The 14718-nt window shown below is 63.9% G+C and carries 17 protein-coding genes; 11 read left to right on the forward strand and 6 right to left on the reverse strand.

Annotation, left to right across the window (positions count from 1 at the left end):
• Positions 1-103: 103 nt before the first annotated feature.
• On the reverse strand, positions 104-799 hold the full coding sequence (locus tag AC07OO_RS16645; RefSeq protein ID WP_495083200.1) for a Crp/Fnr family transcriptional regulator: 696 nt from the start codon (positions 797-799) through the stop codon (positions 104-106).
• Positions 800-900: 101 nt separating this feature from the next.
• Here AC07OO_RS16645 and AC07OO_RS16650 point away from each other — a divergent pair, with 101 nt between their 5' ends.
• The 8 genes from AC07OO_RS16650 to AC07OO_RS16685 all read left to right on the forward strand — a co-directional run bounded on the left by AC07OO_RS16650 (position 901) and on the right by AC07OO_RS16685 (position 8070).
• Complete coding sequence (locus AC07OO_RS16650) at positions 901-1656, forward strand: class II aldolase/adducin family protein (RefSeq protein WP_495083201.1); 756 nt, start codon at positions 901-903, stop codon at positions 1654-1656.
• A gap of 57 nt (positions 1657-1713) precedes the next feature.
• Positions 1714-3159: a coniferyl aldehyde dehydrogenase gene (locus AC07OO_RS16655; protein ID WP_495083202.1), complete on the forward strand. Its 1446-nt coding sequence runs from the start codon at positions 1714-1716 to the stop codon at positions 3157-3159.
• Between the two features lie 97 nt (positions 3160-3256).
• Positions 3257-3790 carry a hypothetical protein gene (locus AC07OO_RS16660; protein WP_495083203.1) on the forward strand — a complete coding sequence of 178 codons (534 nt, stop codon included), beginning with the start codon at positions 3257-3259 and terminating at the stop codon, positions 3788-3790.
• 95 nt (positions 3791-3885) lie between these two features.
• Positions 3886-5505: a GMC family oxidoreductase N-terminal domain-containing protein gene (locus AC07OO_RS16665; RefSeq protein WP_495083204.1), complete on the forward strand. Its 1620-nt coding sequence runs from the start codon at positions 3886-3888 to the stop codon at positions 5503-5505.
• Positions 5506-5886: 381 nt separating this feature from the next.
• Complete coding sequence (gene gstA, locus AC07OO_RS16670) at positions 5887-6495, forward strand: glutathione transferase GstA (RefSeq protein WP_495083205.1); 609 nt, start codon at positions 5887-5889, stop codon at positions 6493-6495.
• Between the two features lie 36 nt (positions 6496-6531).
• Entirely contained in the window at positions 6532-7152 is a 621-nt protein-coding gene (locus AC07OO_RS16675) for a GNAT family N-acetyltransferase (protein ID WP_495083206.1), read from the forward strand.
• Between the two features lie 95 nt (positions 7153-7247).
• Positions 7248-7412, forward strand: a complete 165-nt coding sequence (locus AC07OO_RS16680) for a hypothetical protein (protein WP_495083207.1) — start codon at positions 7248-7250, stop codon at positions 7410-7412.
• A gap of 103 nt (positions 7413-7515) precedes the next feature.
• Positions 7516-8070 (forward strand): hypothetical protein, encoded by a 555-nt coding sequence (locus tag AC07OO_RS16685; protein ID WP_495083208.1) that lies wholly within the window; start codon positions 7516-7518, stop codon positions 8068-8070.
• A 6-nt stretch (positions 8071-8076) separates the two neighbouring features.
• Here the strand turns inward: AC07OO_RS16685 and AC07OO_RS16690 are convergent, their stop codons facing one another.
• The 4 genes from AC07OO_RS16690 to AC07OO_RS16705 are packed head-to-tail and all read right to left on the reverse strand — an operon-like array spanning position 8077 to position 12258.
• On the reverse strand, positions 8077-10275 hold the full coding sequence (locus tag AC07OO_RS16690; protein WP_495083209.1) for a putative bifunctional diguanylate cyclase/phosphodiesterase: 2199 nt from the start codon (positions 10273-10275) through the stop codon (positions 8077-8079).
• 30 nt (positions 10276-10305) lie between these two features.
• A complete protein-coding gene (locus AC07OO_RS16695) occupies positions 10306-11079 on the reverse strand; it encodes an HvfC/BufC family peptide modification chaperone (protein WP_495083210.1) in 774 nt (257 codons plus the stop codon).
• A complete protein-coding gene (bufB, locus tag AC07OO_RS16700) occupies positions 11076-11969 on the reverse strand; it encodes an MNIO family bufferin maturase (protein WP_495083211.1) in 894 nt (297 codons plus the stop codon). Before bufB ends, AC07OO_RS16695 begins: the two co-directional genes overlap by 4 nt.
• 19 nt (positions 11970-11988) lie before the next feature.
• On the reverse strand, positions 11989-12258 hold the full coding sequence (locus AC07OO_RS16705) for a BufA1 family periplasmic bufferin-type metallophore (protein ID WP_495083212.1): 270 nt from the start codon (positions 12256-12258) through the stop codon (positions 11989-11991).
• A 142-nt stretch (positions 12259-12400) separates the two neighbouring features.
• Between AC07OO_RS16705 and AC07OO_RS16710 the strand changes: the two genes are divergently transcribed.
• The 3 genes from AC07OO_RS16710 to rbp all read left to right on the forward strand — a co-directional run bounded on the left by AC07OO_RS16710 (position 12401) and on the right by rbp (position 13835).
• Positions 12401-12967 (forward strand): sigma-70 family RNA polymerase sigma factor, encoded by a 567-nt coding sequence (locus AC07OO_RS16710; RefSeq protein WP_495083213.1) that lies wholly within the window; start codon positions 12401-12403, stop codon positions 12965-12967.
• The gene (locus AC07OO_RS16715; protein ID WP_495083214.1) at positions 12967-13188 is read left to right on the forward strand and encodes a zf-HC2 domain-containing protein; all 222 of its coding nucleotides are present in this window, start codon (positions 12967-12969) and stop codon (positions 13186-13188) included. Before AC07OO_RS16710 ends, AC07OO_RS16715 begins: the two co-directional genes overlap by 1 nt.
• A gap of 209 nt (positions 13189-13397) precedes the next feature.
• The gene (rbp, locus tag AC07OO_RS16720; RefSeq protein ID WP_495083215.1) at positions 13398-13835 is read left to right on the forward strand and encodes an RNA-binding regulator; all 438 of its coding nucleotides are present in this window, start codon (positions 13398-13400) and stop codon (positions 13833-13835) included.
• Between the two features lie 87 nt (positions 13836-13922).
• Here the strand turns inward: rbp and AC07OO_RS16725 are convergent, their stop codons facing one another.
• Positions 13923-14699 carry an SDR family oxidoreductase gene (locus AC07OO_RS16725; protein WP_495083216.1) on the reverse strand — a complete coding sequence of 259 codons (777 nt, stop codon included), beginning with the start codon at positions 14697-14699 and terminating at the stop codon, positions 13923-13925.
• Between the last annotated feature and the right edge of the window lie 19 nt (positions 14700-14718).

A 14718-nucleotide genomic window follows, 5' to 3' on the forward strand; every position in this document is an offset into this window, starting at 1 on the left:
GGGGTGGGTGTTTTGCGCAAGTAAAGGAGGAGCCCGCATAGCGGGCGGGGGACATGGAGCAAAACACCCACCCCTTGCCTGCCGCGAGCGAGAGAGGAAAAAACTAAGCCAATGCCCCCCTAAGCTCCAACTCCGCTATGGACAGTATTTCAATACGCCCGTATCCAAGAGCCAGCACCCCGTCCTTAACCAGCACCTTCAACTCCTTGGAAAGCGTCTGCCGCGTAATCCCCAACATCATCGCCAGCGCCTCCTGCGACACCGCCACACTGCTGCGTGCATCACTGGCCATGGTGGCATCACCGCGCGCCAAAGTCAGCAGGCGGCGGGCGATGCGGGTGGGGGTGGAGCGCAGCATGGCGTCTTCCACCATGCCGTACAGCACCCGCACCCGGCCGCACAGCAGCTGGGCAATGGCGCGGGCAAAGGCGCTGCGTTGCATCAGGCGCTTGAAGGCCTGGGGCTGGATCACCAGCACCACACTGGCCTGCACGGCCGTGGCGTCGTGCGGGCGCGGCAGGCCATCCACCAGTGACGCCTCGCCAAACCAGTTGCCCGCCTCCACCACCGACAAGATGCCCTCGCGCCCGTCCTCGCCCAGCGTCGACACCTTGAACGCGCCCTGCACAACGCCATAAAAACCGCCCGTGGTATCACCCTTGCGGTACAGCATTTCCCCGGCACGCATCTGCACCACATCGGCCGCCGCGAGCATGGCCTTGCGCTCGGCCAAGGGCAGTGCGCCAAACCACGGGTTCGCCGACAAAGTTCCCAGCCATTCGTCTTTTGAGTCGGCCATCCATTTCCTCCCGGTGATTACCCTAAATTGTAAGATTTTTAACAGTCTTGCAACCCCTGGGCGGTTAACGTGACTAACCGTCATCGTCCAGGACCATGCCCATGCACATTCCCTCGCTCCAAGACAAGGTCAGCCCCGAAGAATGGCAATTGCGCGTGGACCTGGCAGCCTGCTACCGGCTGGTGGCCGCCTATGGTTGGAGCGACCTGGTCTTCACCCACATCAGCGCCCGCATCCCCGGCCCTGAGCACCATTTCTTGATCAACCCCTACGGGCTGATGTTTGACGAGATCACCGCCAGCAGCCTGGTCAAGGTGGGCCAGCAGTGCAACAAGCTGATCGACTCGCCCTTCCCCGTCAACCCGGCCGGCTTTGTGATCCACAGCGCCGTGCACGAGGTGCGCGAAGACGCCGGCTGCGTGCTGCACACCCACACCCGCGCCGGCGTGGCCGTCAGTGCGCAAAAGCGCGGTGTGCTGCCCATCAGCCAGCAATCCACCTTTGTGCTGGGCTCGCTGGCCTACCACGCATACGAAGGCGTGGCCTTCCGCGACGAAGAAAAACCCCGCCTGCAGGCCGACCTCGGTAATGCCAATTTCCTGATGCTGCGCAACCACGGCCTGCTGACCGTGGGCACCAGCATTGCCGAAGCCTTCTTGGCCATGTACATCTTTGAGTCCACCTGCCAGATCCAGCTCAGCGCCCAGGCTGGCGGCGAACTCACCGAGGTCAATCCGCTCATCGTCAAGGGCGTGGCCGAAGCCATGCGGGTGCAGACCGGTGGCATGGGCGGCGCCTTTGCCTGGCCCGCGCTGATCCGCAAGGCCGACCGCCTGGACCCCAGCTACAAGACCTGACCACACTGCGGCCCACAAGACAACCCTACTTTCTTATTAGCAAAGCTACCCACCACCATGACCGCCCGTTCACTGCACGCCGTCACCCCCACCGATGCCATCCGCCTGGAACTGGAAGAGACGCTCAAACTCCAGCGCTCTGCCTTTTTGGCCCACCCCAACCCGACGTTTGCCGAGCGCAAGGCCGACCTGCTCAAGCTCAAAGCCTTTGTCGTGGACAACCGCGACGCCATCGTCGAAGCCATCAGCAAGGACTACGGCAACCGCTCGCGCCATGAGTCGCTGTTTGCCGAGATCTTCAGCATCATCGACGGCGTGGGCCACACCCTGAAGCACCTCAAGGAGTGGATGAAGCCCCAGGCCCGCCACATCGATGTCAAAAACTTCCTGGGCGCCTCCAACCGCGTCATCCCCCAGCCACTGGGCGTGGTGGGCGCCATCATTCCGTGGAACTTCCCCATCTGGACCAGCTTCAACGGCCTGATCTGCACCTTTGCCGCCGGCAACCGCTCCATGGTCAAGATGTCAGAAAACTCGCGCCACATCACCGCCCTGCTGATCGAGAAAATCCCGGCCTATTTCCCCCGTGAAAAGCTGGCCTTCTTCGACGAGACCGGTGGCGTGGGTGTGGAGTTTTCCAAGCTCAAGTTCGACCACATCATCTTCACCGGCTCGGGCCAGACCGGCCGCGCCGTCATGGCCGCCGCCGCCGCCAACCTGTGCCCAGTGACGCTGGAGCTGGGCGGCAAGTCACCCGCCATCGTGCTGGACGACTTCCCCCTGCGCACCGCCGCCGAGCGCCTGCTGTTTGGCAAGTGCTTCAACGCCGGCCAGGTCTGCACCACGGTGGACCACCTCTACGTGCCCGAGGGCAAGGTCTCAGCTTTTGTCGACATGGCCAAGACCATCATCAGCGGCCGCTACCCCACGCTGGACACGCCGGACTACACCTCCATCATCGACGAGCGGGCCTTCAACCGCATCACCGGCGCGCTGGAAGATGCCCGCGACCGCGGGGCCACGCTGGTGCAACTGGTGCCCGGCAAGGCGTGGGACAAGAAGACGCGCAAGATTGCACCCCATGTGGTGCTCAACGCGCCGGCCGATTGCGAGCTGCGCACGCGCGAGATCTTTGGCCCGGTGCTGCCGGTCATTGGCTACACCGATGTCGAAGACGTCATCACTGCCATCAACAGCGGCCCGCGCCCACTGGCCCTCTACCCCTTCAGCAAGAACAAAAAGAAGATACAGCACCTCATTGAACATGTGATGTCGGGCGGCGTCACGGTCAACGACGGCATCCTGCACACGGCCCAGCACGACATGCCCTTTGGCGGCGTGGGCGAGAGCGGCATGGGCCACTACCACGGGTATGAGGGCTTCGTCACCTTCTCCAAGATGCGCCCCGTGTTCTACCAGGCGCCCTTCAGCGCCATCAAATTCCTGTGGCCGCCCTATGGCAAGTTCGCCACGACTTATCTCAATTTGCTGACCAAAAAATAAACGACTTGCGGGACAGACCTTCAGCTCTGTCCCCAACTGACTAGAAAACTTGCGGGCTGACTTTAACTCTGCCCCCAACTGATTAAAAAGCACTCCCATGAGCAATTACGGACCTCCCCACTTGCAACGAAGATCCTTACTCAAACTCGGCCTGGCCTCCGCCGTGGTACTGGCCGTGGCCGGCGGCGCGGTGGCGCTGATGCAGCCCGGCCTGACCAGCAACGGCAAGCTGACCGAAGACTCGCGCTTGATCTTCTCCCGCGTGGGCCAGACCATACTGGCCGGCACACTGCCCACCGACGCCGGCCCCAACCAGATCGCCATCAACGCGCTGCTGGACCGCATCGACGCCTTCATCGCCAGCACGCCCGAGCATGTGCAGGCCGAGCTGTCGCAACTGCTGGGCCTGCTAGCCACGGCGGCCGGGCGGCGCGGCGTGGTGGGCCTGTCGCCCAGTTGGCATGCGGCCACGGTGGCCGACATCACCGCGGCCTTCAGCGCCATGCGCGTCTCCAGCGTGTCGCTGCGCGTGCAGGCCTACCAGGCCCTGCACGACATCGTGGGTGCCTCCTACTTCTCCGGCCAGGAATCCTGGGCCGTGCTGGGCTACCCCGGACCGCGGCCCATCTAAAAAAAGCAAAAGCCAAAAGCGCTACCGGCCCCCATCGCACCGCCGGACACAACGACTACAACTACAACACCATCGCAGAAAAAGAGACACCCTCCATGAGCAGCTTACCGGACCCCATACAAGAAGGACTCGCCCGAGGATGGAAAGTTTTGGGCGGCGCGCACGGCGCACTGCCCGCCAGCATCACCTGCGACGTGGCCATCATCGGCTCGGGCGCAGGGGCCGGCATCACCGCCGAGCTGCTGACCAAGGCCGGTTTGTCGGTCGTCATCGTTGAAGAAGGCCAGCTCAAGAGCAGCAAGGACTTCAAGCAGCGCGAGCCCGAGGCCTATGCCTCGCTGTACCAGGAGGCCGCTGGCCGCCAGACCAAGGACAAGGGCATCACCATCCTGCAAGGGCGCAGCGTGGGCGGCACCACCACCGTCAACTGGACCAGCTCGTTCCGCACGCCAGCCCCCACCCTCAAATACTGGCAAGAAAAGTTCGGCCTGACCGACTACAACCCCGAGGCCCTGGCCCCCTACTTCCAGCAGGCCGAAGAGCGGCTCAACATCGCGCCCTGGGAAACTTCGCCCAACGAAAACAACGAGTTGCTGCGCCGTGGCGCAGCCAAGCTGGGCATCAAGGCCTCGGTCATCCCACGCAACGTCAAGGGCTGCTACAACTTGGGCTCCTGCGGCATGGGCTGCCCGACCAACGCCAAGCAGTCCATGCTGGTGACCACGATCCCGGCCGCGCTGGATGCCGGCGCCACGCTCTTGGTAGAGACCCGGGCCGAGCGCTTCGACATCGCCAATGGACGGATCAACAGCGTCCAGTGCATTGCTGTAAAACCCAATGCAGCCCCCGTCAATGCTGGCGGACCCGCTACGCAAATCGTAGCAAAACATTTTGTGCTGGCCGGTGGCGCCATCAACTCGCCCGCCTTGCTGCTGCGCTCCAAGGCGCCAGACCCGCACAAGCTGCTGGGCACCCGCACCTTCTTGCACCCGGTGGCCATCACCACCGCCATCATGGCCAATACTGTGTCGCCATGGGATGGCGCGCCGCAGTCCATCTACTCCGACCACTTCCTCAGCACCCAGCCCATTGACGGACCCATCGGCTTCAAGCTGGAAGTAGCGCCACTGCACCCGGTGTTCTTCGGCGCGAACCTGCCGGGCTTTGGCGAGAAGCAGGCCCAGCTGTTCCGCCAGTACCCCAACGCCAATGTCATGCTGGCGCTGATGCGTGACGGCTTCCACGACCAGGCCGTGGGCGGCAAGGTCGAGCTGCGCAGCAATGGCCAGCCCCTGCTGGACTACCCGCTGACCGACTTCGTGCTGGAGGGCGCACGCCGCGGCATGCTGGCCATGGCCGAGATCCAGTTCGAGGCCGGTGCCAAGACCGTCTACCCTGCCCACGAGATGGGCGTGGGCACCAGCACCTGGGCCGAGACCAAGGCCGCCATCAATGCGCTGCCCATGCAGCCGCTGCTGACCAAAATCGGCAGTGCCCACGTCATGGGTGGCTGCGGCCTGGCGGCGGATGAGAAGCGCGGCGTCACCCGCCCCGACGGCGTGCACTGGCAACTGGAAAACCTGTCCATCCACGACGGCTCCATCTTCCCCACCAGCATTGGCGCCAATCCGCAGCTGTCCATCTACGGCAATGTGAACCGACTGGCGCAGGGACTGGCCAAACGGCTCAGTGGCAAAGAGGTGGTGTTGGCTTAAAAGGGGCTTTTGAGGGGCATGCCAACGTGGCGTTGGTATCAATCGGGTAGCGGGTTTTGCTCCGTGTCCCCCGCCCTTCGGGCTCCTCCTTTACCTGCGCAAAACCCGCTACCCGATTGATACGGTGCGGCTTGGTTTGTAAGCACCCATCGGATGCCAACAGAGCTTCGAGCAGCATGCCTTGGGTGGCTGTTCTGCGTAGGTAAAGGAGGAGCCCGAAGGGCGGGGGACACGGAGCAGAACAGTCACCCAAGGCATGCTGCGGGCGAGCACACACCCAGCACACAACAGACCCAAACAAAACCCCGCTCAGCAAAGATGCGCAAAGCCCGCTAGCATGGCCCTCCCAATTCATTTTGCCCAGGAAGGATGATCCCCACCATGAAGCTCTACTACTCCCCCGGCGCCTGCTCCCTGTCCCCCCACATTGCCCTGCACGAAGCCGGCCTGGCCTATGAGGCCGTGCTGGCCCCCACCAAGACCCACAAGCTGGTGGACGGCACCGACTACTACACCATCAACCCCCTGGGCTATGTGCCCTACCTGACGCTGGACGACGGCCGCAGCCTGCACGAAGGCCCGGCCATCGTGCAATACATCGCCGACCAGGTGCCCGCCAAGAACCTGGCCCCGGCCAACGGCACCTACGAACGCTACAAGCTGCAGGAGTGGCTGACCTTCATCGGCACCGAAGTGCACAAGACCTTCTCGCCGCTGTTCTACCCCACCACGCCCGACGCCACCAAGACCGCGTCCATCGAAAAGCTGCAGTCCCGCCTGAAGTGGGTGGACGGTGAACTGGCCGGCAAGCAGTACCTGATGGGCGACACCTTCACCGTGGCCGATGGCTACCTGTTCACCGTCACCAACTGGGCGCAACACGTGGGTCTGGATTTGTCGCCCTACGCCAACCTGCTGGCCTACCGCGCCCGCGTGGGTGCCCGCCCCGCCGTGGTTGCCGCCATGAAGGCCGAAGGTCTGCTCAAGTAAGCCACCAGCCCTGGCCCTCGCCGGAGAAAGCGCCCCATGCAGCCCCCTGTACCCACCTTGCTGTTGCGCACCTTTGCCGCGCCTGTCGAACTGCGCACACCGCGTGTGCTGTTACGCCAGTGGAAAGACAGCGATATGGACGCCTGGGCCGCGATGAATGCCGACCCCGAGGTGCGCCGCTACTTCCCCGTGCTGAACACCCGCGAGCAGTCTCTGGGCGAGGCCGAGCGCATCCGCGGCGCCATCGCCCAGCGCGGCTGGGGCATGTGGGCGCTAGAGGTGCCCGGGGTCCATACCTTCGCGGGTTTTGTGGGCCTGAGCCTGCCCGGCTATGAAGCCCCGTGGATGCCCGCCGTGGAAATCGGCTGGCGCCTGCCCACTGCGGCCTGGCATAGGGGCTACGCCACCGAGGGCGCAGCCGCCGCGCTGCACTTTGCGTTCACGCAGTTGGAGCTACCCCAAGTGGTCGCCCTATCAGTACCCACCAACGGACCATCTCACGCCGTCATGGAGCGCATTGGCATGGTGCGCGATGTTGCCGCCGACTTTGACCATCCCCGCGTGCCCGATGACTCACCGCTCAAGCGCCACATCCTGCACCGCATCACGCCGCAGCAATGGCGTACCCAGCAGGACAGGGGTCGCGGCGGGGTCTAAAAACCCCAATATGGGGTTATTGACAAAGGTCCATGGCAAAACATGCCACTAGCCCTCGTCATATCTCAATAGTTTGCTATTTATTTCATAGTATCTTGACAAACCCTACCAGCACCACCGCCTTGCACCTGCGCAGCCATTTGAGCTTCGCGCTCTCCGAGCCCGATGGCCCGGTGCTGGGCTTTGCGCCGCTGGAGGAAGAGTCCAACGCCGAGGTCTTGGCAATGGTTTGCACAACGACACAGCAGCTGGCGGCCTGAGACACCAGCACGTTCCGCAGCATCGATTCATTCGATGCTGGCATCGGAGAAAAATCCATTGGCCGTACGTGGGGCGCTCCGATAGGATTCGCGCCAACCCACTATGACATCCAAGCTATCCCCCGCCACCGTTCTGCGCAACTACTTCCACGCCAAGGACGAGAACCGTCCGCACCTGATGCGGGAGGCCTTCAGTGAGACCGCCGTGCTGCGCATGCAGGTGCAGACCACCAACATGGCGTTCCCCGCGGTCTCTCAGGGCCTGGACGCCATCACCGATGTGCTGGTCCGCCAATTCGGCGCCACCTACGAAAACATCTACTCCTTCTACCTCAAGCGCCCCTATACCCACGCACCGCGGTTTTCCTGCCACTGGCTGGTCGGCATGTCGGAAAAGGAGAGTGGCAATGTGCGTGTGGGATGCGGCCGCTACGACTGGAGCTTTGGGCAAAATCCGCGCGGCCTGGCCACCCAGTTGAGCATCACCATTGCCGCGATGCAGGTGCTGCCTCCCAGCCAGTTCACATCGGTGTTTGGTTGGCTGGCCACGCTGGGTTATCCGTGGACATCGGCCAGCCAGATCGCAGACGGCGCGCCGGATATTGCGGCGTTGTCTCCGGTGCTGCGTTACCTGCAGGCGGACGGCCAAGCCGCGTAACCCACTTCAAACCCCAATGGCGGGTGGCAGCGCATCGAACCAGGCCTGCAGCTTGTCCCCATGCAGCGGCTTGCTGGCCAGGTAGCCCTGCATCACATCACAGCCCAGGCGGGTGATCGTCTCACGCTCGGCCTCGGTCTCCACGCCTTCCGCTGTCACCATCAAATCCAGGCCGTGGCCCATCTCGGCCATGGCGCGCACCAGCTTTTGCGTGCCGGGGGATTGGTCGATCTTGTCGACAAAGCTGCGGTCGATCTTCAGCTCGCTGACCGGCAATTTCTGCAGATAGGCGAGTGATGAATAGCCGGTGCCGAAGTCATCGATCGACAGCGGCGTGCCGATCTCGCGCAGCGCATGCAGCAGGGCCACACTGTGGGTGGGGTCGTCCATCAGGCCGCTCTCGGTGATCTCCAGGCGCAGGCGTTTGGCGGGCACGCCGCTGGTCGCGATGAGCCCGGCCACGCGCTCGGCAAAGCCCTTGTGCTGCAGGTCGCGGGTGCTGACATTGACGGCGATGCTGAGCTCGGGGTGCGTGGGCGCCCAAGCTACAAGCGTGTGCAAGGCCTGCTCCAGCATCCACTGCGTGACCATGGTGATATAGCCGGATTGCTCGGCAAAGGGCACGAACTCGGCCGGCGACACAAAGCCGCGCGTGGGGTGCTGCCAGCGCACCAGGGCCTCGGCGCCCACGGCGCGGCCGGTGGCGAGCGAGAACTTGGGTTGCAGCCACATCTGCAATTGCGACGCCGCCACGGCCTGGCGCAGGTCGGACAGCAGGCTCAGGTGGCTCAAGCGCGCGGCCTCTTGCGCCTCGCTGTGCCAGGCATGGCCCATGGCGGCGCGCTTGGCGCTGTGCAGGGCCACTTCGGCATTGCGCAGCAGCGTGGCTACCGGCAAGACCTGGGCGCCCGCCTGCGACAGGTCGCCCGAGTCGGCCAGGCCATAGCAAAGGCTCAGGTCCACGCTGTGGCCGCTGCAATGCACGGGTGCGCCCATGGCCTGCTCGATGCGCTCGCGCAGCGTCTCCACCGTGGCCCGGTCGGCCGCACAAAAGGTGGCGGCAAAGGTACCGCCCGACAGGCGTGCCACCACGGGACCGGGGCCAATCAAGCCCTCTGCCGCGGCCTGTTGCAACGCCAAGCTGGCGCGCTCGGCGGCTTGCTGGATCAGCGTGTCGCCCGTGGTGTAGCCCAGGGTTTCGTTGATAGCTTTGAGACGGGCCAGATCCATCAGGGCCAGGCAATTGGGCGCTTGGTCCGTGTCCGCCAGCGGCTTGAACAGCGCGGTGCGGTTGGGCAGGCCAGTCAGTGGGTCGTGGAAGGCCAGGTGGGCAATATCGCGCTCGCGCTGGGCCACGGCGTCGGTCATGGTGTTCAGGGCCATGCCCACGCGGTCGACCTCTTGCGTGCGCGTCATGGGCACGGGGCGGCTGTAGTCGCCGCTGGCAATGCGCTGGGCCGCGCGCTCCAACTTGGCCAGCGGCCAGACCACGCTGCGGGTGGTGCGCACACCCAGCCACACCGCCAGCGCCACCGCCAGCACCGACAGGCCGGCCACCCACATGGCCACCTGCTCGAACAGCGCTTGCGCCTCGTCCAGCCGCGTCTCTATGCGCTGGCGCTCGCGTTGCAACAGGGTGTTGGACTCCAGCAGCATGGTCTTGAGCGCCGGGGTGACGCGCGTGTTCAGCAGCCGCCCGGCGGCCTGCGGATCATTGGCCTCGATCTCGTCCGCCATGGCAATAAAAGCCTCGGCATAGGCAGCGCGGCATTCGACCAGGCGCTTGAGGTTTTGCTCCTGATCCTCGTCGCGCAGGTCGACGGCCAGGGACTCGACGATGCCATCGATGCGACGGTTGCGTTCGTCCACATCGGCGTACACCGACTCGCGGCTTTCGCGTGGCGCGTTGATCAGGCTGACCAGCGCATTGCCCACGCCCTCGGTCTGCAGGCTCAGCGCCTGCACGCGCAGCAGGCGCTGCATGTCACCGGTGGCAAAGCGCTGGGTCACGCCGGTGATGGTGCGGATCTGGTAGGTGGCCTGGGCCAGCGCGACCAGCATCAACACCACCAGCACGCCAAAGCCCAGGGCCAGGCGCCAGCCTATGCGCTGCGGCCACCGGCGCTGCAGGCCACGCGGGGCGGCTGCGTCTTCCGCGGCTGCCGGCAAGGGCTGCACGGCGGGGGTGGTGTGTGACGTGTCCATGGCGCTTGCTCCCATCGGTGTCGGGTGGGTTCAGGTGCGCTGCTGCACTGCCAGCACCAGCCCGGTTTGCACCGCCACCGGCAGCCATTGGGCAAAATCCAGCGTGGGCGCCGCATCCAAGGCCTGGGCCAGCGAGCCCGCTTGCAACAGCACCTGCAAGGCATCGCACTCACCTGCCAGGGCCAGACGCGCGCGGGGCCGCAAACCGGCGCGCCAGACCACGACGTCCTGCGCCTCGCCACGGCGCAACTGGGCACCGGCCTCTTGCAGCGAAGGACTTCCCTCCAGGTGCGCACCCACGATGCTGGCCACCGGCCAGGCGCTGCGCAGCAAGGCGCTGCCAGGCGCCAGGCTTACGTGCAGGTGTTCGGGTTCTTCCGTCGTCAGCAGGGCCAACGTCGCCAAATCGGGCTCGGCGTCGGGCGCACCGGCGCACAGGTGCAAGGCCCACTCCACGCGGGCCACGTCGGGCAGGTAGGGCTCGTCTTGCAACTGCGCGCTGGACTGCAGAAACTCGGCCAGGCCGCCGCCCCACTGGGCCACATCGCCACGCGTGGGCGGCTGGGCATGCCACAGGGCGCGGGCCAGGTCGGCAAAGCCGTCGTCACCCACCAGTTGGGCCACCACGGGGTAGGCCGCCTGCAAGGCACTGTGGGTCAGGGCGTGGCCGTTGGCCTGGTAGACCTTCAGGCCTCTAGCCCTCGTATCCTGGACTTGAGTAGCTATCTCTTTAATAGCATTTCCTGCGGGCCAGGCCAGCAAGGCGTTGAGGAGCAACTGCTGTTGGGCGGCCAGCGGAGTCATGCGAGGGCTCCCGTGGGCTGCTCTGCCGCAACCAGGTCACGGGCACGCGCGGCTTCATCCAGCAGCACGTCCAGCGCCGGAACATCGGTGTCCCACTCGATCAGCGTGGGCACGCCCTTGCCAAAGCGGGCGATGGCGTGGCGGCACAGCCCCCACACGGCCTCGCAGACGCGGCTGCCATGGTCGTCGATGACGATATCGCCATGTTCGTCGCTGACATGGCAGTGGCCGGCCAGGTGCAGCTCGCCCACCACATCGGCGGGAATGGCATCCAGCCAGGCACGGCAGCTGTGCAGCGGATCGGTAGTTTCGCCAAAGCGCAGTTGGGCGTTCAGCGCATTGACGTAGATGTTGTTGACGTCGACCAACAGCTGGCAGCCGGTGCGCCGGGCCAGCGTGGTCAGGAATTCGGTCTCGGCCCAGACGCGCTCGTCGGCGGGAACGTTCCAGCGCAGGTAGGCCGACAGGTTTTCCACCATGAAACGGCGCTGCAGCCGGTCTTGCACCTGCTGCACATGGCTGCACAGCACATCCAGCGCCTCGGTGGTGAAGGGAATGGGCAGCAGGTCAGCGGCATGCACCGGCTGACCCTGAAACGTACCGCGCGCAAAGCAAGCGTGGTCACTGACCCGCACCGGGTCTATGCGCTGCACCAGGCAGGCCAGCTGGTCCAGGTGCCAGGCATCCAGCCCCACGGCTGAGCCCAGTGAAAGGCCCACGCCGTGCAGGCTGACGGGGTAATGGCTGCGCCCCTGTTCCAGCACGGCCAAAGCCGCGCCACCGGGGGCAAAGAAATTCTCGGAATGGACTTCCAGAAAGGCCAGCGCGGGCCGGCGTTCCAGCAACTCGGCGTAATGCGGATGCCGCCAGCCTATGCCTACGGTATCCACGTTGGCCTAGCTCGCTGGCTTACTTCTTGGCAGCCTTGGCTTCGTCTTGCGACAGACCCTTCATGTCCTTGCAGGTACCCTTGGCCACATATTTCCACTCCATCTTGTCCATATCGACCTTGGATTGGCCGGCGCAGGAGTGGCTGCCGCTGATGCTGGCGCAGTCGTTTTGGCCAGCCTTGGCGATACCGAAGCACTTTTCCTTGTCTTGCGCGGCAGCGGGCATGGAAGCCAGCGACAGGGACATCACAGCAGCTGCGGTAGCAGCGATCATTGCACGTTGGGTCATTTGGAAACTCCTAGAGTGGACAGGTTAAAGTTCAACCAGTGTGCGCTTGCCGCATATGCACCAAGTCGCTGGTTACGGTTTAGTCTGGTGCACAGCGGCATTCTTACAGGGTTGCCGAAAAAAATCACCTAAGAGTCCGTGTATGACCAGTTTTGAAGAGCAGATCGTGGCGCTGCAGGATTACCTGCTGAAATTCGCCCGCCTGCAGTTGCGCAATGAGACCTGGGCCGAGGATGCCGTCTCCGAAACCGTGCTGGCCGCGCTGGCCAAGCCGCAGTCCTTTGGCAACCGCTCGCAACTCAAGACTTGGCTGGTGGGCATCCTGAAGCACAAGGTGGTCGATGCGCTGCGCCACCACCACCGCGAGGTCTGCGCCCTGGGTGACAGCGATGACGAGCAGGCTGATCCGATGGAAATGATCGCTTTCCAGGCCGACGGCCACTTTGTGGAGCAACCTACCGACTGGGGTAACCCTGAGCAGCAGACCAGCAGCCAGCAGTTTTTCGCCATTTTGGAAGCCTGCGCCGACAAACTCCCCGCCACCCAGGGCCGTCTGTTCCTGATGCGCGAGTGGCTGGAACTCTCCAGTGAGGAGATTTGTAAGGAATTACAGCTGACGCCGACCAACCTCTATGTGCAATTGCACCGGGCCCGCCTGCGTTTGCGGGAGTGCCTGGAGCTCAACTGGTTCATGAAAGCCAGCGCGTGATGACGATGTACCCACTCAAGAGAACCTGCAAAGAGGTCACCGCCATGGTGGTGGCCCGGGAAGACCGCCACCTGGGCCTGGCCGACCGCCTGGCGCTGCGCATGCACATGGCCATTTGCGACGCCTGTCCCCGGTTCGAGCGCCAGATGCTGAGCATGCGCAACGGCCTGCGGGCTTGGCGTAATTACGGCGGAGCCGATGATTCCCCGGCCGAACACTGAAATTCAGCGGCCCGACAACGGGCAAGCACAAAACTGAATAAAAACTCGCTATGTTGTCAAAATACCCGCATAATGGTGCGGTATTGCCGAAATTTCGGTGTACGGGTTTGCGGTGATTTACCAGTTTCGCGTCTGCTTTAAGTCTTCAATGGTTTGTTGATTGCGGGTTTGGACACATCGCGTTTTGAGTTATTTTGAGGAGTCCTTACATGGGCAACAAACTTTACGTGGGCAACCTGCCCTATTCTTTCCGTGATGAGGACTTGCAACAAGCATTCTCCACCTACGGCACCGTGTCCAGCGCCAAAGTCATGATGGAACGCGACACCGGTCGCTCCAAGGGCTTCGGTTTCGTGGAAATGGGCAGCGACGCGGAAGCACAAGCAGCCATCGGCGGCATGAACGGCCAACAATTCGGCGGCCGTGGTCTGGTCGTCAATGAAGCACGTCCCATGGAAGCACGCCCTCCCCGTAGCGGTGGCTTCGGCGGCGGCGCTGGTGGCGGCGGCGGCCGCAGCGGTGGCGGCGGCTACGGTGGTGGCGGCGGCGGTTACGGCGGTGGCCGTAGCGGCGGCGGCGGTGGTGGTTATGGCGGCGGTGCTGGTGGCGGCGGTGGCGGCTACGGCGGCGGTCGTAACAGCTACTAAGCACACAAGATTGGCGGGTTTTCCGCCATGCAAAAAGGGCCCTAGGGCCCTTTTTTATTGCCTATGCACTTTTCTTGGGTGCAGGCATCAGGATTCCGTGATGCGCTTCTTGCGCGGCCGTCCCGCCAGCGCCCTGTCATAGACCGCATTGGGCAGCATGCGCAAGAGCTTGGCCACCACGCCCATTTGCCAGGGAATCACCCGATAGCTGGTACCAGCCGCAATAGTGTCAAAGGCCTTGTCGGCAAAGGCTTCCACGGGCATTAGGAACGGCATGGAATAACTGTTGTGCTGCGTCAGCGGAGTATCGATGTAGCCGGGGCAAATCGTCACCACTTTCACGCCGCTGCCGCGCAACTCGCCACGCAGGCTTTCGCAGTAACCAATGACCCCGGCCTTGCTGGCGCAATAGGCGCCATGGCCCGGCAGCCCCCGTATACCGGCTACGCTACCAATACCGACCAGAGCGCCCGAGCCCCGCTGCACCATGGGATCTATGAAGGCGTGGAAGGTCGCAGCCAGTCCCACGTTATTGATCGCCAGCGTGCGCGACAGCACATCCAGATCACCCCGCACCGCACTGTCCATGCCAATGCTGATGCCGGCATTGGCAATCACCACATCCGGCACACCCTGGCGCTGCAGGCATTGCTGAGTGGCCGCCACAATGCTGTCCACCACGGCGACATCGGCACTGTAGATTTGGTAACGCGCAGGATCCAGACCCTGCTTCTGCGCCCAGGCCTGCATCTCTTCGGTACGGCGTGCCACCAGGGCCAATGCGTAGCCCGCCTGGTAGTAGCGCCAGGCCAGGGCCTGGCCTATGCCGCTGGAGGCACCGGTGACAAAAAGCAATTTGGACACGGCGGTCTCCTTGTGCGGT

Source organism: Rhodoferax sp. GW821-FHT07G04, from assembly GCF_059418585.1.